We start from the raw sequence: 25331 nt of genomic DNA, 5'->3' as shown, positions 1-25331 counted from the left end.
GGCTAAAAAGAAACAGAAAACGTCTCATAAGTCTAGTTGTGCTTTTGACGATGTTATTTAACTCACTCTTGGCTTTTGTACCTGAAGGAAAGGTATCTGCCGCTTCTAGTTTAAATATCACAAGTATTGGTCAGACAGGTGCCCAATATTATGTTGCTGGTCTTAGTTCTTATTGGGATGACGATTATTATGCACAAATGGTCTTAACCCGAGACCCAGTCCCCTCAGGTGGTGCTATTGGAATTGCGAACTATCGCTATTATGATGGTTCGTTCATTTATCCACCGACGAGTGGAACTTCGTACACATCTGGCTGGGGAGATCTTAGCGGTTTAACACCGGGGTCAAGCTACACCGTTTATGCGGCGGCTCAAGCAAAAAATGGCTATTGGTATCCTGCTGGATCCTACACCTTTACGACAACTGCTACAAGTAGTGCTAGTTTACAAATTGTTAGTATCGGTCAAACAGGTGCTCAGTATTATGTCACTAATCTAAGTAGTCCATGGGATGACAACTATTATGCTAATTTAGTCTTAACACGTGACCCAGTTCCGTCGAATGGAGTTACTGGAGTTGCGAACTATCGCGTTTATGATGGTTCATTCATTTATCCACCGACATATGGAACTTCGTACACGTCAGGTTGGGGAAATCTTAGTGGTTTATCACCAGGGACATCCTACACGGTATATGCTGCAGTGCAAGCGAAAAATGGCTATTGGTATCCCGCTGGATCCTACACTTTTACGACAAGTGCAGCTAGTGGTGGAGGCAGCACAGGCGGTGGTGGAGGGAACACCGGTGGCGGTTCGAGTGAATTTCCTTATCCGGGAGCTGGTGAACCGTTCTATTATACGAACGATCATGGTTCACCGTACAACTATGTCATTCTGTGGAACGGCAATGGGGCCAACTATTATCACGTGAATCTTGAGCGACATGATGGATATATTCAGACGACGACACCGAACACGAATATGGCAAATGTGACATTGACAAGTGGAAAATATACGGTTCGCATATATGCGTGTGCTTCTACCTCTTTGTCTACTTGTTCTACAACACATTATCAGTTAACGATTACAACACCTGATATGGATGTGGTAACTCCTACAGTATCCGTTTCGAATATACCAAATACGACGGCAGGCAAGGTTGTATCTGTAAGCGTAAGTTCTAGCACGCCATGTTATAGGATGTCAGCAAAGTATACACTTAATGGCGTAGATACATGGTTAAGTGAGCAAAGTTCTTGTAATTATTCGGCTAGTTTTACTCCATCTACGGCTGGTGATTATACCGTTACAGTATACTCCAGGAGTTACAACGAATCCGATCCTAGGACAGGGACGGCTAGCAGTTCTTCGACATTTACCGTTTATCCATTAGTTGTGAATCCAGCGGTAATTGTATCCGCAATACCAAATACAACAGTAGGCAAGGCTGTATCTGTAAGTGCAAGTTCTAGTGCGCCGTGTTATCGGATGTCAGCCAAGTATACGGTTAATGGCGTAGATACATGGTTAGGTGAACAAAATTCTTGCAGTTATTCAGCTAGTTTTACCCCATCATCAGTAGGGGACTATACTGTAACCGTCTACGCAAGGAGTTATATCGAAACGGATCCAAGGTCTGGGGATTCAAGTAACTCTGTAACATTCGCGGTTGCACCAAATGATACTTACGAACCAAACGATACAATCGCAGATGCGAAGAGTGTCACAGCAGGAAGCATAACGAATTCGTATCTTTCTACTGCAGGAGACTATGACTACTGGAAATATACGCCTTCTACTAGTGGAAGTATCAACGTTCAATTGAATGTTCCTTCAATTCCTTGGGGACTAGACTACGATCTACAGGTATACGAAGGGACAGCATCAAGCCTCGGGACCATGATTGCAGAGTCGACGAAATCTGGAAATACAACAGAGTCCAAAGACTTTATGGCAATTGGAGGCAAGACTTACTATTTCAAAATTTACAAAACCGTAGGAACGTATAGTGCGACGTCAACCTATGACCTGATCTTAGGTAACTTGTTCCCTGATAATAATGAAGATAACAACACCTACCTAAGTGCCAAACCGATTACACCAGGTGGAAGCAGCATAAGTTCCTATATTTCCAATGTATTAGATGGGGATGTCTGGAAGTTCACGTCGGGAGCCAATAACATTGGAATGATGACGGCACAACTCACAGTACCTTCTGACGCAGATTTTGAGCTTCAGGTGTATGAAGATAATACCCTGGGTGAACAATTAGCGGAATCAAAAAATACAGGTAACGGTGTATCGGAGTCAACTACTTTCCCTGTAAATCCAGGAAAGGATTATTTTATTAAAGTATGGAGTAAAGATAATGCATCTCGAAGCGCTTCGCCATATACGCTAACTTTAGGAAGTATGCCGTTAGATATAAGTGAACCGAACGATACGATTGCAGATGCAAAGAGCGTAATAGCAGGTAGTACGACGAATTCATACCTTTCTACTCCAGTAGACTTTGATTATTGGAAGTACACACCTTCTGTAACAGGAGAAATCAATGTTCAATTAACTGTCCCTTCAGTTCCCGTGGGATTAGACTACGATCTACAGGTATACGAAGGGACCACATCAAGTCTGGGGACAATGATTACAGAGTCTACGAATTCCGGAAATAACACTGAGTCTAAAGACTTTACGGCAATCGCAGGCAAGACTTACTACTTCAAAGTTTATAAAACCGAAGGCACTTACAGTTCAACTTCACCTTATGGCCTAATACTAAGTGGTGTGTTTCAAGATAATTATGAGGAGAACGATACCTACACAACTGCCAAACCTATTACACCAGGTGGAAGTACAATTAGTTCTTATATTTCTAGTTTCAACGATGGAGATATCTGGAAATTTACGACAGGAGCTTATAATAGCGGCACAATGTCTGCGGACCTCATCGTTCCAAATGATGCGGATTTCGAACTTCAAGTATATGAAGGCGATGATCCATCAAGTAACCCGCTAGAAGAATCTAAGCATATTGGTAATGGCGTCTCAGAATCTATCAGTTTTCAGGTAAAGCCGAAGAAAGACTACTATCTAAAAGTTTGGAGCAAAGGAAATGCATCACGAAGTGCTCAACCCTATAAGCTGTCCGTAGGTTCGTTACCAACGGTTATTGACAACTATGAGTTGAACAACACGGATGAGGATGCCAAGGTCATATCGCCTGGCGTTGCGATTGATTCCTACATTTCATACGATACAGATGGCGATGTCTGGAAATTTGAGACAGGCGATTCAAACATTGGCTCCATGCAGGCTAGATTAACTAACATTCCTACGGGCGTTAATTACGAACTGCAAGTCTATGAAGGCAGTACGAATCATGATCAAATCGCCGATTCCAACAATCTTGGGAATTCAGACGAATTGATTAATTTTATAGTAAAGCCGAAAACAAAATATTATGTAAAAGTGTATAGTCAAGGAAATCAATATCATAGTACTTCACCATACACAGTATCGATTGGAAGCTTACCGGTGGCGCCAGATTCCTATGAGTCTAACAATACGATTGCACAAGCAACGGTGCTTACACCAGGAACACCGATCAATTCTTACATTTCTTCTATGTCAGATGCCGATTATTTTTACTTCATGACAGATGCAACTACGGTTGGCTACATGAATATAGGATTAACGGATCCTGGACCTTTTGGGGACTTTGGGGATGATTTTAAAACCGACTATGATTTCCAAGTGTATAAAGGTTCGGAAAGTGATGCTAATTTAGTAGGTTATTCCACAAGTAACGAACGTTCTTCTACCATTGAAGTAAAAGTTGTACCGAATACGAAATATTACATCAAAATCTATAATGGCGGAACTGGCTTTACACCTGAGTCCTATCAGTTAAACGTAACAGCATTGCCGCATGATGGGGAAGACAATGATACCGAAGGAGCAGCCAACAATCTGCCGCCACGGGGCGTTGTTGAATCTTATTTATACAAAGCTGGCGATGTGGATTACTGGATGTATCGAAGTGGTGCTTCTGAAACGGGAACTAAAGTTTTTGGTATGAAGGTGCCTGCGGGAAGCGATTATGAACTGCAAGTCTATCCTGCCGGCGGATATGATACGAATCTCATGAAGGGATCGTATAAAAACAATAACGAATACGATTACGTCTTGATGGAAGTGAGTCCGAATACCACCTATTACATGAAGGTGTACGGTGCATTAGGCAAAGGATTACCGGCGCAATACAGCGAGGATATCCCTTATATCATTAGCATTGGAACGGATCAGTATGGAGAAGGAACAACCGGTGGGAACGACAATGCCGTTGATTCTTATGAGGTCAATAATACCCGTGAACAATCCACGCTCGTCGAAGATGGAAGAACGATTAATTCTTATCTTTTTTATGACGGGGATGTCGATTACTACAAAGTAAGATCCAAGCTGCTCGCTGGAAATATGACAGTGAGTCTAGCTGTACCAACTGGTCAAGATTATGAATTGCAAGTTTATGAAGGATCAAGTTCCAGAGTCTGGACATCGGATTTGTCGGGAAATTCCACCGAAACCGTTAACTTTCCCGTACAGCCAAATACTAATTATTATGTCAAAGTATATGGTGCATCAATAGGAAACGGGCACTCATACAGTGCTAATCTGCTGGATAAGTATGTATTAAGTATTGGCCAAGCTCCTAACACAACCGTAGATCAATGGATTACGGATTCAGAAAGTACGAAGCTGACTAGCCACACGAAGTGGGATGAGTCAAAGTTTAGTGAGAATTCGGATTGGATTGACACAGAGTGGCAGGCAGTTGATGGTGTTGCGGGTCAATTGAGTGATTTACATGAGTATTGGGAGAATCAGAAACAGTATCTCCTGGATCGAATTAACAATGGTACACAGGGGGAAAAGATCTGGGCTCAGAATCAATATGGCCTAGAGGAGGAAAGGGTTAAGCTACTTGAACTAATATTAACAGGAACTGAAGTGCAACAGTCTTGGGCTGAAGGTCAGTTGTTTATTATTAATCTAGCACTTAAAGGATCATATGGTGAGCAACAATGGGCACAGAACTATCGATATTGGGAGAACTTAAGAGATTACTATCAAACACTAGTCGATGAAAACTCTCAAAACAGCTGGGCTAAAGAACGTAGAGATTTAGCTGCAATTTTAATGAATGGTGTTACAAACGAAACAGAATGGGCGCTAGATCGTTGGAACTGGTTGGCCGAAGAGGATTATCTTCAACACCTCATAAACGAGAATCTGGATCTGGATACCGTTAGATGGGCGCAAGGCCGGGCGGATTTAGTTGATAAGATTTTACACGGCACACCAGATGAACAGAACTGGGCAAGAAAGCGTTGGGGCTTGTTGGAACTTATTGAGCATGGGACTCCTGCTGAAAGAGATCAAGCTCAATATGATTTAGAAGAGATGGATGGGAAACATATTGTGCAGTATACCCCGATGGTTGGCGTATCCTCCATAATCACAAGCAGTTGCAATACATCAAGCTGCATGAAAATGATTAGTGATATCACTGCTGTTTTATACAGAGATAAATTAAGTGATAAGCCGTTAGTACTTAATACTACACAGAAATGTCCTATCTGGGATTCTAATCGACCTGCCGAGTGCAGTGAATGGGAAGATTGGTTAACTACTCAGTACAATAGTTATGCAGCAATAACTATTCCAGCTTCTGTAGATAGTATTATTGAATCAAGTAGTAGTGGTACATTTATTGATGCTGTAGGGGATATAACGAAATTAGCAGGTTACTTTACAAAAGGTTTACTTCTGGGTATCGTTAGCCCACTTACGGACCTATATGATATGGTAAAGAACTACCAAGAGATTATTAAACTTGCACAGTTAGTAGTAGGTACCCTTATTGATTTTGCAAAAGATCCAAGTTTAGAAAAGTTGTCAGCAATTGGTCAAGCGTTAAAAACAACTGCGTTAAATGGAATATTGGATCTTTGGAATAACGCTACAGATAGTAAGTATGCCGTGGCAGAGACTATTGGGAATATTGTTGGCCAGGCCGTTCTTACTTTCTTTACAGCGGGTTTCTCTGCAGAATTAAAATTATCAACCAAAATTGGATCTCTGAGTACAGATTTAAAACTAGCCAAAAAAATTGATGTGCTTGATTTCTGCCATTGTTTTACGGCTGGAACTAAGGTACTGACTCAAGACGGTGAGAAACCGATTGAGCAGGTACAGCTTGGCGACATGGTACTAGCGAAGAATCCAGACACTGGCGAAATGGCCTATAAGGAAGTTGATGGTCTATTCCAGAAAGAGATTACGGAGTCGTGGAACATCTATGTAGGTGATGAGCTGATTACGACTACGGATGAGCATCCGTTCTGGATTCACAGTAAGGGTTGGGTTGTTGCAAAAGATCTCTTGGTTGGCGATTTGTTTGAGACGAGCGATGGTTCGTACTTGGCGATTGACAAGATTGAGGTTAAAGAGCAGCATACAACGGTTTATAACTTCCGAGTGAAGGACTTCCATACGTATTATGTTTCGAATTTGAAGATTTTGACGCATAATAGTAATGGGAAATGCTTTGGAATTAATATTACTGCTCTTAACCATTCTACCAAAGGAGACTTTACTTATGATCCTAAAACTGGTGAAGTAAGTAGGATGTCTGGTGGTGGACATGGACAGGAGAATATTGATTTCTTGGAATCTATTGGATTTGAATATAATATTGAAAAAACCTACTCTAATGGGGTTCGTGTTGGTAATGTTCCTAAGCATAAAACGCCAGGGAAGAGAACAGGAAGTGGTCAAGCGTGGTTCCCATCATCATGGACAAATGATGATATTAAAAATGCTGGATTGTATATTACTAATCTCCCGGAAAACAATTGGGTTGGAGATGGTACAATTATGTTTGGCGAATTTAAAGGTGTAAGAGTAGGAGTAATTAAAACAAACGGTGAAATTGGGACTGTGTTCCCTGATGGAAATAGCCAACCATAAGGAGAGTGCTTTATCATTCAAAGTAAATATAGAGATGTTATTGAAAGAAGGGCGCGGCTCAATGACAATGACCCTGCTATAGAAACCCTGAGAATTGAACTAATATCATTGTTATGTGTTAGCACAGAAGACACAATTGAGATGTTGGAAGGTTCTACAAAAGAGGAAGTTATGTATGTAAGCGAGGTTTTCGAAGAAATTTCTTACCAGTTAAAAAGTGAAGAGTATATTATTTGTTTAAAGGAATTAGATGCCAAGTTTCCAGACCTTAAGCTTGAACCTATTGTAGAAATAGCTGAGCGTTGGAGTAAGTATTAATGCAGTAAATCATTTTGAACTAATTGGCAATACAAGGTGTATATTGGACCTTGTATTGCCCATATCAGGGAGAATGTAAAGATTATTGAAGAGTTAAATTCTAGACTGAACGGAAACTCTTCAGCGTTTGGAACTGTAAATCTCTTTTCAGAGAGACCTGTTTGTGCAAGTTGTGATAATGTTATCAAGGCATTTAGTGCCGATTATCCTAACCTGACAATAAATGTGTTTGACTTTGAAGGGAACATGGCAATGATAGTAAATGGCCAATTAACAGGCCAAACAAGGAGGTACTAAATTGAGTCAAAACCTAAGTGAGATAAATCAATATGAATTCGCATTCCCTAGTGATTTTACAGATGAATTAGTAACTCGACTAGGTTTGATTGTAGGTATCCCTATCAATCTGGAGCCTGATCCTCAGAAGTCGGAGTTAATACGTGATTATGACTCCCCTATTGAAGTAATAAGAGTTATGAAAAGTCCACATGACCCTGAATGCTTTATTATGGTGAAATACAACAAGAAGGATTGGTTGTATCAGCTTGTAATACGAGTCAGAGTCAAAGTAAGCAAGGAAGTTGAAGAATTCCTGAGGGAAATAAGTTTAAAGATCGAGGATGAATATGGACATAACCCCACAGATACAATCAAAAATGTAATTGATAGAGAAGATACTTTCCTAAATAAGTATTTAAGCCGACACAATATTGATTTATAGGCTGGTTGAAGGGAACGGTTTGGATAGCCGTGATATTCTCTCTGCTATCCAAACTCCTTGTTATACGAGTATTTAAGTTTAATGATTATATAATGGGAGAAAAATTTATGACAATTGAACAAATCGTATCTCAATACCGCTTCGGCATGATAGCGCGGCGCTGGGGAGCACTGTGGGTGGATGGAGTCATCCTATGGATTCTCCCTGCAATCCCTGTAATTACATTAGGCGAAGGTGTCTATCAGAAGACATTATGGTTATGGATTGCTCTTCTATTCTCGTATATCTTTGTGATGGAAGGTTTACTAGGATGGACAATAGGTAAATGGTTGTTTCGTATCCGAGTAGTTAATGTGGAAGGTAAAGCACCAGGATTGGTTAAAGCTTTCATTCGTACATTTCTAAAAGTCTTTGAAGCTAATCCAATGATGCTTGGTGGCGGAGTAGCTGGGATAGTTGCACTTATATCTAAGAAGCGTCAACGCCTAGGCGATATGCTAGCAAAGACATATGTAGTAAAACGTGAAGATGTAAGTAAGATCACGCCATTAGAAAAGTCAGCTGAAGCTGAGCCAAGCTTTGTAGAAGTGGTACGAACGATTAATGAGCCGGAGTTAACCTAGGTAACTAATAAGAATGGAGTTTACAAGATAATGAAATCGTATATGAAATTATTTCACGCTTTATCATTTATCCTAGTTTGTTTGCTGATTAATGCCTGCGGTTCGACTAGTGTCGAACAGGTGCAATCCAATGCGACCGCTCAACCGACGCCAACGCCGACCCTTGTTTTTGATCCGGCAACTGCATACACGGCTGCGCTAAACACAGCCTCGAAACTGAATAGTGCCAACGTAGGCGTGAGCATCGTGAAGTCCATCGAAATTATGCCAGGCGCGAACATGACAGGGAAATTCATATTCCAAACTGATGTTATTCTCAAACCAGAAGTGCTATTGGCAGGGAAAGTCACACTCGACATGATGGGGAGCAAGGTTGATTCTGAATTCTATAGCAGCAAAGGGATCATGTATGTAAAAGGGAAAGACAAGTGGGGCAAGGATATTGGCAATGAAGAAACACTGAGTGCTATTCACTATAATCCAGTGAAACAATTGGAGTTATTGAAGGCTGCTTCTGACCAAGTTACGGCCAAAGATTTAGGAGATAGCTATGAATTCCGTCTTGCTACAACGGCTGAAAAGCAAAAGGATTTTCTGGCTGCGAATTTCAGTAAGATTTTTGCGGAAAATCACGTTCTAGCTAAAGAAAAGCTGGAAGTAAAAGTGCTAGACTACGTACTCACATTTGATAAGAAGACTAATCAAATTAAAAGTGCGCATGCTTTGGTGGAAATGTATGAATTGAAAGAAAAAAATGAGAAAGAGCACTCAACGTACACGATGGATGCGAATTATTCGAGTTACAATGAGGTACAGGCCATTTCGGAACCAGCAGGTCTAGTTAAGTAGAAAGCAGAACACTTTTTTCATTATTTTTGTGATGGAAGGTTTATTAGGCTGGACTATAGGTAAATGGTTGTTTCGTATACGTGTAGTTGATGTGGAAGGCAAAGCACCTGGATTGGTTAAAGCTTTCATTCGTACATTTCTAAAAGTCTTTGAAGCTAATCCAATGATGCTTGGTGGCGGAATAGCTGGGATAGTTGCACTCATAACTAAGAAGCGTCAACGCCTAGGCGATATGCTAGCAAAGACTTATGTAGTAAAACGTGAAGATGTAGGCAAGATTACGTCACATGAAAAGGTAGTACAAGCCGAACCAAGCTTTGTTGAGGTTGTAAGAACGATAAATGAGCCGGAATTAAATTGATCGAAAGAAGCCGTCCCGTTGTAAGGCAAGCGGAGCGGCTTCTTTACATTTTGAGCCGAGTGGATTGACAAAAAAGCATATGAAAAAAGGATCATATTCGACTGAATGAAATCTTTTCGTCATGTTCAATTTCATTGCTGTCATTTTAATTTTAGTAGAATTATGGTGTACAACACCTTTTATTAACACTTGGATTTTGTAAATAATTTACTTCTGGAGGAAAGCTTTGTTTATGAATAATCATTTAAAACCAATTGGAGCAATTTTAATAATTAGCATTTGTTTAATTTTCACTCATACAAATTCGACTGCAGAAACAAAAAAAGAGTTTAGTGATATGGAAGGTCATTGGGCCCAAAATGCCGTAAATTGGGCCTCTAATCTTAATATCGTTACAGGTTATCCGCAGGGCGATTTTAGACCTAATAACTCTGTAAGCCAATCTGAATTTTTAACTATGATGGTAAATATGTTTGTCTCGAAGGATCCTTCACTTAAAACTGCTTTGGACAAAGTAAACCCACCTGACAAGGAGTGGGATGCTAAAGTTTTTCAATTAGCCAATGACAATAATTGGACAATTGGTGAGAGAGGTTCTTTAGCAAGTAGAGGGCGTGTCGCTTATTTACTTGTAAATAGTCAAGGATTAAATTGTACATTGAACGAATCAGTACAATCGTTGTTAAGTGACAATATCTCTAAAGGAAAAATAGATGCAACGGTAGATGGCTACAGATCAGGTGACACATTAACACGTGCAGAAGCGGTAACATTTCTACAAAACGCTTATAGTAAGTATAGTAAGATGGTTAGGGCTGAGACAGGGCATAGCACGAGTTGTCCTCGACTTGTAAGTACTGTTACCCCTCCATGACAACGACCATGAGGAAATTAAATTGTCCGATGAACTTCAAGAACAACTTACAATTATTCAAAAATTAAATATTCGATATGGCTGGAGTGTGAAGAGGACTATCACGCTTTATAATCCGAGTCTTTCAGTGTTTAACGCAAATAATGAAAAAGTGGCACTGATAGGTGCTGTCAATGAATACGGTAGTATTCGTACAGGTTTTACCACTTACTTCGCTGATTCTAAGGAAGTCAGAGGCTATTTAATTGAATGGGCTAATGCTAATGGAGCAACGTTGAATGATTCCAGGTTTAATGAGGAAATAAAAAATAAACTAGGTCAATCTGCAGACAAAAGGAGTGAACTTATATCTTTCTATTCAGGTAAGGTTAAAATTAGTTATAAAGGATCATTAGTAGGGGCTGACGCTGGTTTTATCGTAATGGGGATCATATTAAACTAGATGAAGAAATCATTGAACGGAGTTACAAAAGTAAACGTCAATAACGAACTTTATTTTCACTTTTGCAGTACCAACCTTTAAAAAGTCATTTGACTTACGAACTTAATTTATTTCTTAATAATTGTGAAAACCGCGGAATTACTGGGATGTTACTAACGAACTCGAATTGGCGAGCTTGGGTTGGACTAGAAACCTGATATTTTCAATAAGTTGATACTGCGACAAGTCTCTCTCTAGTTAACGTATTTTTACTTAGACCGTACTAGCAGCGGCCTTCAATCTAATTTGTTCACTCTCAATCTCTTGAGCGATAACTGGGCATGAAAAAATGCTCCCCTCACGGTAACAGGTTTTATTATTTCACCTGTCTACCGTATGGGGAGCATATCAGAATAATATTAATGTCGAGGAACAGCCTTCTTTTTCCTACCTTGAACTAACGGAACTCAACTATATCCTTAGTTTTCCAGTTAATCCATGAGAACGTAATAGGGTTAGCGAAAGTGACTTTAATAAAATCGCCTGCTACATCAAAACTCTGGACAGCCGATTCGTGTAAAAGAGTAACATTTTTAGATATTAGATCTACTTTATACAGTTTGTTATCATTTTTCTTCTGGAAAATCACCGTGTGCTCATCAACGACAACAAGATTATAAGTATTCAGTTCTATGATCTTCGTTGGCTCCTTCTCAGGTTCATTAATGAGCCTTTCCATAAGGTAAGAACCGTCAGTATAGAATAAGGAATTGTTAATGACTTGATATCTCGGGGAAATATTCCTCATGAGTTTACGTTTATTCGTTCCGTCTAGCTTCATTTCATAGAAGTCAACGGGTAGCCTGGATTCTTGATTGTAATATAGGGTGTCACCCACGACTTGATAATTCCATACATTTTTATATGCCAACTGATTTCCAGTACCATCTGTCTTAACCATATTCACGTTCGATGTATCAAATTGTTTCGTATAATAAATCGTTTCGCCGGTGAGAGACATAGCCCCAATCGATGTGCCGCTGAGTAGCTTCTGTAGTCCTGAACCGTCGGTTTTCATTTTATAGACGCCGTTCTCTGGGGATAGATTGAAATCCCTAGGGTGTCCAATGACTTCAAACGTTGAGAAGTAGATCCAATCTTTATCGACAATAAGGTGGTTAGTACTTACCTTATCGCCAATCTTGGTGTTCATAGATCCGTCTAGTTTCATTTTATAGATTTTCCGCTCATCCATGGGGTGGGTGTAATAAATCCAGTTTCCATCCACATAAACGCTTCCTACTTGGCTTCCATTCAAGCGATTAATGCTAGGGATATAGCTGGTTTCTGTAGCTTTCACTTCGGCTGTGACGTTCTCATGGTGAGTGATATCAATACGTTTGGTTTCACCGTTCCAGGCTACTAAAGCTCCTAGTGCTTCGCTGACGAACCGCAATGGGACAAGTGTAGACCCATTGGAGATGACACCAGGAACTTCCAGTGTTACAGATTTTCCGTTCTTATAACCGTTCTTTTCCCCAATTTTATAGGTAATCAAAATATCGCCTTTCGTTGCAGTAACCGTACGCGTAGTATTGTCCCATTGAATTTGTGAACCTAAAGTTTCAAAAATTTTCCTTAACGGTACAAGTGTCGTCCCATCTGTAATGATGGGCGGGGTATCAAACGTCAACTCATTGCCATCTAGGTAAACAGCAATCTTGCTATCAGCAGCGTAAGCATTGGAGCTTACAACAAACATTATAAGCAAAAGAAGTGCAACAACTTTTCGACTCAACTACAAGACCTCCCAATTTAGTTTCTCTATTTATATCGACTCTCCATATTCGACAAAAAATGCAATTTCCCTTTTCCAAACATTATCAGCTGTGATAATCTGAATTTATGTACAAAATTTTACTGAAGAGGAAGATACATGCTATGAAATCAAGGATTAAAACTATTAAAGGAATTTCTATCGGAATTATCATAAGTGCCTTACTAACAAGCGGTGTAGCAAATGCTTCAAATGGAGGAAACAATATTATCGTATTTTACAAGCAGCTTAAATATAAGATTAACGGTGAAATGAGGAACTCTTTACTAGGCTAAGGGTTTATTTACAAAGACACTACGTATGTACCACTCCGAATGGTGAGCGAGGCGCTAGGGAAAGAAGTCGGCTGGGATGGCAATACGAATACAATCTCACTCAGCTTGAATACGAAACTACCATCTAATTCCTCGATAAATGATTTGCCTCCGGTAAATGCTTCGATTACAAATGATGGAACTATAATTGAGGTTTACTACAAGCAATTGAAATATAAAATAAACGGTGAGATGAAAAATAACTTAGGAGGTCAAGGATTTATCTATAATGACACTACCTACGTACCACTCCGAATGATTAGTGAGGCTTTGGGAGATGAAGTCGGTTGGGATGGAAGCACGAATACCATTTCACTCGGCGCAGTGACTGCCCCTAATGTAAATTTATCAACAACAACAAATGTAGGAGATTCGAAAAGTTTAACTACTTTTCCTTTCGTTGCACGAGATGAAGCAAAAGGTTTTCTCGCAGTTAATGAATGGGGGCGGAATCATAATTCATCTGCGTACTCTTATTTCACAATTAATAATCAATCATATAAAGAAGGTTTCGGACTCTACATGCATAACAACCCCTATCCGCCATACATCAAATCGGGTGGCAACATGGATATAAAGTTGGAAGGATTTTATTCCAGGTTTACCGCGTTGGTAGGTTTGGACAACAGTGTACCTTCTAATACAGCAACAGGAACCTTGAAGATCATCGGTGACTCTAAGGAGCTCTTGAGCGTAACCGACATAAAGCCAGGCCAAGATCCAAAGACAATTGACGTAGATGTTACGGGAGTACAATTCCTCTCGTTCAATTTCCAGTCGGACCGTAAAGGACTGCTAAATATGATTATTGCGAATCCTATGGTGACAAAAAACAACAACCCAACTACAGTAATTCCGAAAACACCATTGCCTACTACAACGCCGACACCTACCCTGACACCAGTACCATCTGTTCCTCCACAGTCAGACTCAGAGTTAAAGGATGTGGTTCAGAATAAAGGCGATGTTGTCATTACATCCCGAGATCAGTTTAGGGAAGCTGTAGCAATTAGAAATTATGGATACAAGAAGGTGGATTTGAAGGGATGGAAGATTGTAAGTACATTCGGAGGTGAGACCTATACGTTTAGTGACAGTCATATTCTTGGTGCATACGGTATAGGACCAGAAGAAGATACTGTGTCAATCGTCAGCGGCAATTTTGCGGAGACCGTCTCCAGATTCCCTACTAATACGTACTATAAAATATGGTCGATGAGTGAAATCTGGGACAATAATTCGTATGATAACGTGGAGCTTTATAATGCATCGGGTGAACTTGTCAGTCGTTACAGCTGTAAATCATCTAGTAATTGTACAAAAAAATCGTTCTAAGATGAGTAATGATAATACCCTCATAAACAATTTGCCGAAGACTCGTTTATAATTTTAAAATATAAACCGTAGTTAATTAAATGTCCGAAGAACAGTGAGGGATCACAATTTATTTTGATACTAGTGTGTTTTTAGTTGGGTTACTATTCGGATTTTCATTCCATAAAATAGCTTTAAGTATAAGCTGTCGTTGACCCGCGGGGGCATTGGTATGGGTGGGCGCTCGGTGTCAATCATTTAGAGAATTACTACTCACCAACCATTCTATCTCGATCAGAAACAAATTTGCATTGATTTGTGGAGTGCTAAGTAAGCTGGCTAGTTTAGCTCTTGCTAAATTGGGGCATCCTTTTACTAGATTGATAGATGCTAGTGAAAGGTGGAGTTGGAACGATGACAACGGAAGCAACTAACATATTGAGACCAATCATTCCGAGTAAAATTGCAGAATCCATTAAAAACTTACGGGAGCAAGGTTGGGTAGACGATGATTTCTTTAACTTCTGGCGTTATGATGAAGAATCTGCGGAAGCTCGTCTGTTGTATCACTTTTTCCGTAACAACCGAGTCACCTTTGCGGCAGCAATTATAAATAGCTATAGTGTTCAGGAGATGCAGCAGTAAGGGTGGAAGCATGAGTAAATATGTTGGTAGAATATGAGGATGAAACGCTTGAAGAACGTTGTTTTGTTTATCCAATGCTATAACCAAACTCTATCGTCATCGCTCCTTACGGAGTGACCGTGATAGCGTTTTTTTTTATTTTTATCTATCCTTCATACTTTGGGCAAACTTTCATGATACGATAATGGCAAAGTGCAGAAGTAGCACGATCAGGATGGAAGGGAAGTCACGGAATGTCAGATGAACAATTAGCTGTATTAGGTGTACATATTGAACAGGCAGGTTACGATGAAGTGCCTGATATTATTAAGGGAATTGATTTTACGGTGAAGCAAGGGGAGCTCGTGGGATTGTTAGGTCCGAACGGCGCCGGCAAGAGTACGACAATTAAGAGCATCCTAGGCTTGCTGAAGGATTTTAAAGGCAAAATCTCCTTCATGGGTGAAACCAAAAGTTACGCGTATATTCCCGAACACCCGATTCTATATGATGAATTGACGTTGTGGGAGCATATGGAATTCGCGGCCTCGGTGTATGAGCTGGATCGAACCGTGTTTCTTGAACGTGCTGACGATCTCTTGCATCGCTTCCGATTGCTGGATGAGAAGCATCAATTGCCTGGGAAATTCTCGAAAGGCATGCAGCAGAAAATTATGCTGATCCTCGGCTTTTTGAACAAACCGGATGTGTACATCGTGGACGAGCCCTTCATTGGCCTAGATCCAAAGGCGATCAAGGATTTCATAGGGATGCTGGAAGAGGAACGGAAGCGTGGTGCAGGCATTTTGATGAGTACACACGTGTTAGATACAGCGGAGCGGATATGCAGTTCATTTGTACTGCTGTCAGGCGGCAGATTGGTAGCGAATGGTACACTTCAAGACATCCAACAACAATGTGACATGCCGGATGCGACGTTGTTCGACTGCTTCCATTCCTTATTATGAGAGGGGGCGACAGCGGTTTGACTAGCAGCTACCAAGTTTTTGCGCGAAGAGTGCGCTCGGATTTACGCTTTCAATATCGGGCCATACGCATGGCCGTTGATTGGGTCATTGCGATTTATTTTGTCATTCCTCTGCTGATCGTAGCAGGTTATCACTATTATGCGTGGTATATGACTCCCCCGACGTGGTTAAGCGGGATCTCTATTCATACGGTAGCGACGCTTTTCTACATTTACACATGGATGGGTACGCTGCGGTACTTTGTGGAAGAGGGGGACCAGTTATTCCTCCGGCAAAATGAAGGCTGGTTCCGACACATCATGCATCTTGGCTATCGGTATTCGGTGGTACTGCAGGCGATTACAATGATGCTGGCAACGCTCCTATTTCTGCCGTTACTAGTGCCGGTATATGCGTATACGATCACACAAGTCGTGTGCTTCTGGTTACTGGCTTATGTGGTGAAGCTGAATATAGGGTTAATTCGTCAACTGCTTGCCCTTCGATTCCAAAGGTTCATGCTATGGTTGCTGCGTATTGTGGCATTCGCCTGCGGCTTTATTTTATTCCAAGTGTTACTTACTAAAATTAACGATCAGACTTTCATCAGCTGGGCTGCCATTGGGTTAGGGATACTTACATTTGTACTTTTAACCAAAACGAGGCTGCGTGAAAAAGGGGCCTTCTTCGCAGATGTCGCCAGAGAGCGAGATGCGCGGATGCGTATCGTCTCTTTGATGTTAATTCGTGTGACGGAGCGCAAAAGAAAACCGACACGCCGATATCCGCTATTTTTCAGCAGATCGCAGCGGTTGCTCAAAGGCAAAGGAGCTGGCAACGGAATTGCAGAGCTCTTAGTAAAGTCCTATTTCCGAAATGGATTGCAGTGGCGACAATCGATTCAATTCGTCGTTGTCATCAGCGGAGCACTGTTTATTTTGCCAGGCGCCATTAAAATTCTCGTTTGGATCCTTGCGGTGGTCTTGTTGGTCTTCTGGCGTAAATCATTTTGCAAGGATGAACTAACGACCCCATTCCTGTCGCTATTCCCCATTCGAGATACGATGAAGCATCAAGCGATTCAGACGGCCATACCTATCTTAGTGCTGCCAGCCATGATCGTCATCAGTTTAGTCGCAGGTATCTCCTTGTTCACATGGTGGGGGCCGATTGTCATGATCGGTGCCGCGATCCCGTTAACGTATGGAACCTCATCTGTGTTTACTAGCTGGTATTGAGCAGCGAAGACCAAATAGAGGAAGATCATAAGGTTAGTCAACGCATGTTGGCTAGCCTTTTTTATTTTACTATAGCCGTGTCTGTAGATGCCTAGGCATTATCCCATAATGGAATAGAACGTTAAGTTTAAGCGGATGCTAGCAAATAATTCCCATTTAAAAGGTGATGAAAGCGAGGCCGAACTCCGTTGGAACTTCTAGTGCCCTTATTAATTGTAGCGGCCGTAATCGTAACAGCATCGTTACTTCAGAAGCGCTATCCCCAGATTCCTCTGCCCTTTTATTTAATTGGACTAGGAGCTATCGTATCTTGGCTGCCCTTCCTTCCGACAGAGTTCGAATTTGAACCTGAGGCATTCATGGTTTGTTTAATTGCGCCTATCCTTTTTGGAGATGGCAGGGTCATATCGCGCAAAGAACTGTTGGAATATCGCAAGCCAATTATCCTAATGGCGATCTGGCTTGTTGTCTTTACGGTCATTGGTATTGGCTATGTGATTCACTATCTGATCCCTGCAATGCCACTTCCAGTTGCTTTTGCTTTAGCGGCAGCCTTGTCACCTACGGATGCAGTTGCTGTTAAATCTATGACGCGAGGCCGGACGTTCCCTAAAGGCTTAATGGCAATCTTGGAGGGAGAGTCACTGCTCAATGATGCAGCAGGTCTCGTCTCGTTTAAAGTTGCGTTAGGTGTCGTGATGACAGGTGTATTCTCTGCCAAATCAGCTGCTTTAGAATTTCTGCTTGTGGCTCTTGGCGGCTGTCTGATTGGACTTGTAATCGGAGCTGCGTTGGTGAATTTTAGAATTTTCCTTAGAAAAAGAGGCCTAGAAGAGGTCCACTCGCTGGTTACCATTCAACTCATAACACCATTTGCGATCTATCTTGCTGCGGAGGAACTTCATGTTTCGGGCATTTTGGCCGTCGTTGCCGCGGGTATCGTGCATGGCTTAGAACGCGATCGGTTACAGCAAACGACGACGAAACTGCACATCATCTCGATGAATACGTGGTCGATGCTTAGTTTTATCCTGAACGGTCTCGTCTTTGCTTTGCTGGGTCTGTTACTTCCGGAAGTGATAACAGGGTTGCTCCATAGTGGTGAGGCTTCGGTCTACAAAGCATTGGGTTTAGCCCTCGTGATTTACGCGGCGCTAGGTACAGCGAGGTATTTATGGGTGTATTTTTTACATAATGACTTCCTGCCTGCTAATCACGCGAGCGCTAAAATCGACATGAATACGAATCGCAAAGGATATGCCCTTGCTGCCAGCTTATGTGGTGTTCACGGTACCATCACTTTGGCAACAGCCCTATCGATTCCCTTCCATTTGTCCGATGGAACACCATTTCCACTGCGCAATACGATCTTGTTTATTTCGGCCAGTGTAATCTTGATCAGCATGTTGGCTGCCTCTATAGCCATGCCATTCATCGGGAACTCAACTGTCGCTGAAGCTGATTCAGCAGCGATGACGATGAAAGAAGCGAGCATTCATTTGGCGAAACAGACGATTCAATTTCTCAAAACCGAAATGGATGCCATGAACTTCGATGCGACCCTTGCCGTCACGAAGCAATTGGAGGAACAAATTCGAATTGAGTCCTATGGCTCCGTCAAGCTCTCTGGTTCCTATATTCGTGAGCTGCAGCAAATTGGGAGAGAGGCGGAAACCACTAGGCTCTGTGAGCTTATTGATCAAGGTGTGATTTCGCCTCAGCTGCAGGCTGTGTTTATGATGCTGCATAAACCGCAATCGGAGTCCTTTTTTCTCGCGAGGCTCCAGTACCTCTGGGTCAGATTCAAATTGAACCTGCTTAACCGTAAAATGAAGCAGCATCGCAGGGAGGGGATCCCCGAGAGATTTCGATCCGTTTCGGAGATGTTTGAAGAGCTTGAAACCATCGAAACACAATTGCAGCAGGCAGCCGTTACCGCAATTCGCAAGCAAAAATCGAAGAAGCATAAGCTCGAAGCCCTGCTTGTCATCCAGCATTATTCACGCATGCTGAAACGCGAGAAACAGAGGGAGAACGAGTGCTCTGAAGCCGAGTTTCTACAACAGCTGCGGATGACCCAGCTGCGAAGTGTGCAGATTAGACGTGATGGCGTTCAAGAGCTAGAAGAAGCGGAGCAAATCTCGAGGGGAACCGTGCATGAATTGCTGCAAGCGATAAATTATGAAGAGATGCTTATTTTGGACAGTGGCGGGGAGGAATCAGCGCCATGTTGAACGAGTAGACGTTATCAACGAAAGAAGAGTCTGGTTTAAAAAGTCTGAATTGACTTTTTGAAACAGACTCTTCTTTTATTTGCGAGGTCGTAGGAGATACCACTCTACAACAACCAGATTCATCAGAAGACCGACCCAAACGTTGATATTCAGGATATCTGTGACCATCTGCGCCCTTCCACCTGAGGGAAGCTTGAATCCGTGCATGGCTAGATAGACCAAAATACAGACGGGAACGATCACTCTAGACGTGATTGCAACTAAGGTGACCGCATAGCTTCGAATCATCCAAACACGATGCTGTTGGAGTTCACCTTTGACCGCGTAACGGAATCCTTTCCAAGTCGTGAATAGCCACAGCAGACTTAGTGCAAGGAAAGCCATCGCTTTCGTAAAGTTCTCGGCATAAAAGGTTAATACAAGGCCTAAAATCCCACTGACCATAACACTGATGACATAAACACGTCCTAATGCCTTATGCCACACGGTGTAGCTAGCTCGAAACCGCGCATGAAATTGAAATAAACCGCTGATCAGCGCAATCGTGGCAACCGCGATATGAAGCGTGAGCACCGTGTAGTGTAGAGGAAAATCCACATCAAGGGTGATTCGGCTATTCGCCGAATTGAAGGTCACATAGGGGAATATTGCCGCTATAGCGACCCCAATAATAAGGATGATAGATAGAATACCCAACTTTTTATTCATGCGGAACCCCCGATTCGTGATACTCTCCTCCCTAGTGTAAAGTCTAAATCTAAAGCAATGCTTACGCTGTTATTAAAAATTTCTAAACTTTGGAACGATCAGCCGTGATATGTACTAAAGTGCAAATATTGATGTGATTCAATGCATGTATTCTAGGAGCAATTCGCACTATGATTAGGATGACAGTAAACAATATAGTGCAAATATGCAGGAGGTTACATGATGTTACATCCATTCATGGGAATCAGAGATTGGGATCGTATCGGCATGTCCGTAGAGGATTCAGCTAAAACATTACAACGTATTGCTTATGTAGATCGTCAATTAATGCGGATAGAGGCTGCTCATATGGCGGCTAGACCTGAATATGAAATAAAAGGAGCGCTCGCTCGCTTAAGCTATCAGGATGCGGAGCACCACGATCAATTCCGCAATCGGATTAAGCAGCTGCGCATGAGCACGGTGGCGTTCGACAAGTGCCCAGATGTTTCGCTGAACGAGCTCATGCAAACGGTACTGAATTCGCCTACGACTTTGTGTTTATTGACGGCACTTTTTGAAGTCGTGAAACCAGCACAAATCGCTGCTCTTCATGCCTATAAGAGCAAAGCACAGCCGCTGGTAGATGAACCCACACTCCACATTATGAAGCACCAGCTCATTGACCGTGAAGAACAAATGGCGTGGGGACGTGAAGCGCTGGCATATTTGCTGCAGTCCGCGTCGGGATCGGAGAAGGAAGAAGTGAGCCGCTGGAGAATGTATGTGGAACAACTACTTGAAGCGGCAGGTGGTGTAACGGGATGGGAAGAGCGGATCCCGTTAGATCCATCTGTTCGAATCACAGTCGAGCCATTTACGATGCCGCAAACGAGCACGCGAGACAGCCGTTTCAGCTCACAAGTTGTGAAAATGCAAGGGTTGAGTATCCCAGACAATGAGGAGGGAAGATTCCTGACGATGATGCTGTCGAGGTATTTCGAAATGTCGCCAGCGGAAGGCGTAGCTTACGTTCATTTCACCACAGAGGGTAAGCCGTGGCAATTCTATCGCGATACAGCTAGGCACATGTGGGATGAAGTCCGTCATAGTTGGTTCGGTGAAGCGGCACTTCGCGTGAAAGGGTACGATGTGTATCAATTCGCGAACTGGACAGGGTGGTATGATATGACGGCACAGTTATTTGAAGGGACCGAGGCATATTCCCATTTGACGATTGCGATTGAGAAAGCGGCAATGAAGTATCCGCCCGGCAAGCGCGAAGAGTGGGAGTTTTGCCGAGATACGGCGAAGGATCCGCTCATGACGACGTTTCAAGATTTTGACTGGGCAGATGAAGTGGTGCATGCAGGCTTTGGACAGCGTTGGATGATTGATGATGTTCACCGTGGAGACGCGCGTGCCGCACAGGAAGAAGCAGAGAGAACCGTGAAGAAACGTGCGGTGTATATGGAAGCGCATGGAGAACTTGCTAAAAACAAACCGGCGGGAAGCCTAGGAGGCTATTAATACGAATGGCACATTTCGATATGACCAGAATAAATGACGGCTCTAATCGCCCACCGCGCCTCGAGATTCATCAATCCATGTGGGCGATGATGGGGCATGGGGAAGCAGATGTGGAGCCTTCACTGGAGACGAAACTCGAGCGCATAGCTAGCGCAGGCTTTACGGGCATCTTGGCTAGAGTGCCGGAGTTGGCTGTCAGGGAGGAATGGAAGAGATTGCTGAAGCAATATGGTCTCAGCTTTGGCTCGCATTGCTTCCCATTTAACCCGAGCGACTTATCCGCTCATATTCATCAGGCGAATGACATGGATATGCTGTATGTGAATGGACAAGTGGCCGATGCTTTTGTAATTGGGGATGAAGCTATTGAGCTGCTGGGAGGTCTAGGTGCTGTGTCGGCAGCGCATCAGATGCCATTTTATGTGGAGACACATCGCGGCAAGATCACGCAAGATGTGATCCGCACGGTGCAATACGCACAAGCGCTGCCCAATCTGCGGTTTACATTGGATATTTCCCACTACGTGTTAGCAGGGGAAATGACAGAGAAACAAGACAAGGCGGAGCTGTTATTCAAGACGGTGCTGGAGCGAACCTCTGCTATTCATAGCCGCATTTCTTCTGGTGAGCAAATTCAAGTAGATGCAGGCTACTCAGATGCGATATTGGAGCGTTATGAAAAATGGTGGACCCAAGCGATGCGCTATTGGCTGCAGGGGGCTAAGCCTGGCGATGTGCTGCCGTTCGTTTGCGAGCTCGGTCCTGCACCATATGCAATCAAGGGGCTAGATGGCAGAGAGTTAACAAGTCGGTGGGAGCAAGCTTTGATTTTGAAAAATATAGCGCAAGCTTGCTGGAAACGTGCTACAGTAGAGTAAAAAAGCGAGGATATCTCCTATGGAGCAAATAACGCTCAAACAACTGGAATTTATTCGCAAATCTACGATCAAAGCGGTTGAAGGACTATCGGAAGATACAATAGACGCTATGCCCGAAGGATTCAATAACAATATTCGCTGGAATTTGGGGCACATTATTTTCGTGCAAGAGAAATTTGCTTTTCATTTTATTGGTGAGCCGTTACAAGTGCCTGAGAACTTTGAGCGATTATTTGCAAAAGGCACGAAACCAGCGGATTGGAACGAGGAACTTCCTTCCCTGGAGACGTTACTTGCTTTGCTTGTTGAGCAACCCAAACGGATTCAGAGCATTTTACATGATCGCTTAGATGAAAGTGTGGCTAAGCCATTCACAACTGGTAACGGTTTACTCTTAACTACAATTGGGGAATTCCTAAACTACACGTTGTATCATGAAGGCATGCACTTTAATTCGATTACGCTGCTAAAACGTTTCGCAGCCAACCCATAGCCGCTGGCATTAACAACCTCTTCACGCTTGCTTATGAAGAGGTTTTTTTGTCTATTATGGTATAATCGATATAGTCGCATGTTGAAGTAAGGAAGAGGAGATAAGATACGATGACAGATCATATAGCAAAACAAGATACAGGTTGGAACTTCGATAACAGTTATGCTGCGCTTCCACAAACCTTCTATACACAAGTGAACCCTACCCCTGGACGCGCACCGAAATTGGCTGTGCTGAATGCTCCATTGGCAGCAACGCTGGGGCTAAACGCGGATACTTTACGCAGCGATGAGGGGGTTGCAACACTCGCAGGCAATCATATCCCAGAAGGCTCTTTACCTTTGGCGCAAGCTTATGCAGCACACCAGTTCGGACATTTTAACATGTTAGGGGATGGCCGTGCGATCCTGCTGGGCGAACAGATTACGCTAACAGGGGAGCGGGTGGATGTTCAACTGAAGGGTTCGGGCAGAACCCCCTATTCCCGTCGAGGCGATGGCCGCGCAGCCCTTGGACCCATGCTGCGCGAATACATCATCAGCGAAGCGATGGTGGGGCTTGGCATTCCTACGACACGCAGCTTAGCAGTTGTAACCACAGGTGATGTTATTTACCGTGAAACCGAACTGCCTGGGGCCGTACTGACTCGTATTGCTGCTAGTCATATACGTGTGGGTACCTTTCAGTATGCGGCACAATATGGGGACGTAGATGATATTCGGGCAATTGCGGACTACACCATACAAAGACATTATCCCGAAGCAGCCCTGCAGAGTGACACCGATGAGAACCGCTATCTTCACTTCCTACAGGAAGTGATCAAGCGCCAAGCCCAATTAATCGCCAAATGGCAGCTAGTTGGTTTTATCCACGGCGTAATGAACACGGATAATATGGCGATTAGCGGCGAAACCATTGATTACGGTCCTTGTGCCTTTATGGATACCTATGACCCAGCCACTGTTTTCAGCTCCATCGACACGCATGGCCGCTACGCTTACGGCAATCAGCCGCGAATTGCTGTGTGGAATCTGGCAAGATTTGCAGAGACACTGTTACCCTTGCTGCATACCGACGAGAAGCAAGCTATTCAAATAGCTGAGGGAGCACTCTCTGAGTTCTCAACAACCTATCACGAAGTATGGCACGCGGGTATGAGAGCGAAGCTGGGGATTTTTGGCGAAGAGGCAAATGACCATGAACTGATTGAAGGCTTGCTTAGCTTAATGGAGAAGTACAAGGCGGACTACACGAATACATTCGCAGCTATCACTTTCAATAAACTCGAAGACACCGTGTTGTTTGGCACGCCTGAATTTGCTCCGTGGCAGGAGTTATGGCAAGCGAGACTTGGCAGACAGCAGGAAAGCCAGGAGGCTTCGCAGCAATTGATGCGTAGCAGCAATCCTGCGGTTATCCCGCGGAATCACCGGGTAGAAGAAGCGCTGGAAGAAGCTGTTGAGCATGGCGACTACAGTGTGATGGAGCAGCTTCTTGCTGTGCTGGCCAACCCATTCGCGCATGCACCTGAACAGGCTGCGTATGCAGCGCTGCCTGCGCCTTCGGCCTGTGCGTATCAAACATACTGCGGCACCTAAGCTTATCCTTACAGAAGTCAACTGCCTGGTCGAGGCGGTTGGCTTTTTTTATCATATATGCTCACTATCCCTTTGGCTCAGAAGAACATGTTATTGAGGATTAGTCAGGCAATTGTAACCATGAGCGAAGGGGATAGTGGAGTGAGAGTAGAAGAAGCGCTGGAAGAAGCTGTTGAGCATGGCTGCTGGTCGAGGCGATTGGCTTTTTTTATCATATATGCTCACTATCCCTTTGGCTCAGAAGAACATGTTATTGAGGATTAGTCAGGGAATTGTAACCTGAGCGAAGGGGATAGTGGAGTGAGAGTAAAAGAAGCGCTGGGAGAAGCTGTTGAGCATGGCTGCTGGTCGAGGCGATTGGCTTTTTTTATCATATATGCTCACTATCCCTTTGGCTCAGAAGAACATGTTATTGAGG

At 43.0% G+C, this 25331-nt stretch carries 22 protein-coding genes; 20 read left to right on the top strand and 2 right to left on the bottom strand.

The features are described from left to right. The first annotated feature begins 50 nt into the window (after positions 1–50). The 9 genes from J2736_RS13565 to J2736_RS13530 all read left to right on the top strand — a co-directional run bounded on the left by J2736_RS13565 (position 51) and on the right by J2736_RS13530 (position 11219). Complete coding sequence (locus J2736_RS13565; RefSeq protein ID WP_310499135.1) at positions 51–7031, top strand: polymorphic toxin-type HINT domain-containing protein; 6981 nt, start codon at positions 51–53, stop codon at positions 7029–7031. Between the two features lie 141 nt (positions 7032–7172). After that, the gene (locus tag J2736_RS13560) at positions 7173–7349 is read left to right on the top strand and encodes a hypothetical protein (RefSeq protein ID WP_310499134.1); all 177 of its coding nucleotides are present in this window, start codon (positions 7173–7175) and stop codon (positions 7347–7349) included. 36 nt (positions 7350–7385) lie between these two features. Next, positions 7386–7646, top strand: a complete 261-nt coding sequence (locus J2736_RS34315) for a deaminase domain-containing protein (protein WP_397340669.1) — start codon at positions 7386–7388, stop codon at positions 7644–7646. A gap of 1 nt (position 7647) precedes the next feature. Further along, positions 7648–8070, top strand: coding sequence for a hypothetical protein (locus tag J2736_RS13555; protein ID WP_310499133.1), 423 nt, complete (start codon positions 7648–7650; stop codon positions 8068–8070). Between the two features lie 107 nt (positions 8071–8177). Next, positions 8178–8693, top strand: coding sequence for an RDD family protein (locus J2736_RS13550; RefSeq protein WP_310499132.1), 516 nt, complete (start codon positions 8178–8180; stop codon positions 8691–8693). Positions 8694–8723: 30 nt separating this feature from the next. Continuing rightward, positions 8724–9542, top strand: coding sequence for a DUF6612 family protein (locus tag J2736_RS13545; RefSeq protein WP_310499131.1), 819 nt, complete (start codon positions 8724–8726; stop codon positions 9540–9542). 19 nt (positions 9543–9561) lie between these two features. Next, on the top strand, positions 9562–9903 hold the full coding sequence (locus J2736_RS13540; protein WP_310499553.1) for an RDD family protein: 342 nt from the start codon (positions 9562–9564) through the stop codon (positions 9901–9903). A gap of 232 nt (positions 9904–10135) precedes the next feature. Next, positions 10136–10777, top strand: coding sequence for an S-layer homology domain-containing protein (locus tag J2736_RS13535; RefSeq protein ID WP_310499130.1), 642 nt, complete (start codon positions 10136–10138; stop codon positions 10775–10777). A 22-nt stretch (positions 10778–10799) separates the two neighbouring features. Then, a complete protein-coding gene (locus tag J2736_RS13530) occupies positions 10800–11219 on the top strand; it encodes a hypothetical protein (RefSeq protein WP_310499129.1) in 420 nt (139 codons plus the stop codon). A 436-nt stretch (positions 11220–11655) separates the two neighbouring features. Here J2736_RS13530 and J2736_RS13525 read toward each other — a convergent pair whose 3' ends face one another. Beyond that, positions 11656–12996, bottom strand: coding sequence for a stalk domain-containing protein (locus tag J2736_RS13525; protein WP_310499128.1), 1341 nt, complete (start codon positions 12994–12996; stop codon positions 11656–11658). A gap of 143 nt (positions 12997–13139) precedes the next feature. Here J2736_RS13525 and J2736_RS13520 point away from each other — a divergent pair, with 143 nt between their 5' ends. The 6 genes from J2736_RS13520 to J2736_RS13495 all read left to right on the top strand — a co-directional run bounded on the left by J2736_RS13520 (position 13140) and on the right by J2736_RS13495 (position 19727). Beyond that, positions 13140–13310: a hypothetical protein gene (locus tag J2736_RS13520; protein WP_310499127.1), complete on the top strand. Its 171-nt coding sequence runs from the start codon at positions 13140–13142 to the stop codon at positions 13308–13310. A gap of 6 nt (positions 13311–13316) precedes the next feature. Further along, the gene (locus J2736_RS13515; RefSeq protein WP_310499552.1) at positions 13317–14684 is read left to right on the top strand and encodes a stalk domain-containing protein; all 1368 of its coding nucleotides are present in this window, start codon (positions 13317–13319) and stop codon (positions 14682–14684) included. A gap of 393 nt (positions 14685–15077) precedes the next feature. After that, on the top strand, positions 15078–15308 hold the full coding sequence (locus tag J2736_RS13510; protein WP_310499126.1) for a hypothetical protein: 231 nt from the start codon (positions 15078–15080) through the stop codon (positions 15306–15308). Positions 15309–15541: 233 nt separating this feature from the next. Then, the gene (locus J2736_RS13505; RefSeq protein ID WP_310499125.1) at positions 15542–16255 is read left to right on the top strand and encodes an ABC transporter ATP-binding protein; all 714 of its coding nucleotides are present in this window, start codon (positions 15542–15544) and stop codon (positions 16253–16255) included. A gap of 17 nt (positions 16256–16272) precedes the next feature. Further along, positions 16273–17493: an ABC transporter permease gene (locus J2736_RS13500; protein ID WP_310499124.1), complete on the top strand. Its 1221-nt coding sequence runs from the start codon at positions 16273–16275 to the stop codon at positions 17491–17493. A gap of 188 nt (positions 17494–17681) precedes the next feature. Continuing rightward, the gene (locus tag J2736_RS13495; protein ID WP_310499123.1) at positions 17682–19727 is read left to right on the top strand and encodes a Na+/H+ antiporter; all 2046 of its coding nucleotides are present in this window, start codon (positions 17682–17684) and stop codon (positions 19725–19727) included. A 75-nt stretch (positions 19728–19802) separates the two neighbouring features. Here J2736_RS13495 and J2736_RS13490 read toward each other — a convergent pair whose 3' ends face one another. Then, entirely contained in the window at positions 19803–20435 is a 633-nt protein-coding gene (locus J2736_RS13490) for a DUF2306 domain-containing protein (protein ID WP_310499122.1), read from the bottom strand. 219 nt (positions 20436–20654) lie between these two features. Between J2736_RS13490 and J2736_RS13485 the strand changes: the two genes are divergently transcribed. The 5 genes from J2736_RS13485 to J2736_RS13465 all read left to right on the top strand — a co-directional run bounded on the left by J2736_RS13485 (position 20655) and on the right by J2736_RS13465 (position 25177). Beyond that, positions 20655–21944 (top strand): hypothetical protein, encoded by a 1290-nt coding sequence (locus J2736_RS13485; protein WP_310499121.1) that lies wholly within the window; start codon positions 20655–20657, stop codon positions 21942–21944. 5 nt (positions 21945–21949) lie between these two features. Continuing rightward, positions 21950–22822, top strand: a complete 873-nt coding sequence (locus tag J2736_RS13480) for a sugar phosphate isomerase/epimerase family protein (RefSeq protein WP_310499120.1) — start codon at positions 21950–21952, stop codon at positions 22820–22822. A gap of 19 nt (positions 22823–22841) precedes the next feature. Beyond that, entirely contained in the window at positions 22842–23315 is a 474-nt protein-coding gene (locus J2736_RS13475; RefSeq protein ID WP_310499119.1) for a DinB family protein, read from the top strand. Positions 23316–23425: 110 nt separating this feature from the next. Next, the gene (locus tag J2736_RS13470) at positions 23426–24913 is read left to right on the top strand and encodes a protein adenylyltransferase SelO (protein ID WP_310499118.1); all 1488 of its coding nucleotides are present in this window, start codon (positions 23426–23428) and stop codon (positions 24911–24913) included. 120 nt (positions 24914–25033) lie between these two features. Then, entirely contained in the window at positions 25034–25177 is a 144-nt protein-coding gene (locus tag J2736_RS13465) for a hypothetical protein (RefSeq protein ID WP_310499117.1), read from the top strand. Positions 25178–25331: the final 154 nt, after the last annotated feature.

Source organism: Paenibacillus qinlingensis, assembly GCF_031455095.1.
Lineage (GTDB): Bacteria > Bacillota > Bacilli > Paenibacillales > NBRC-103111 > Paenibacillus_E > Paenibacillus_E qinlingensis_A.
The sequence above is the reverse complement of the archived record's forward strand: the minus strand, read 5'-3'. Positions and strand labels throughout refer to the sequence as shown.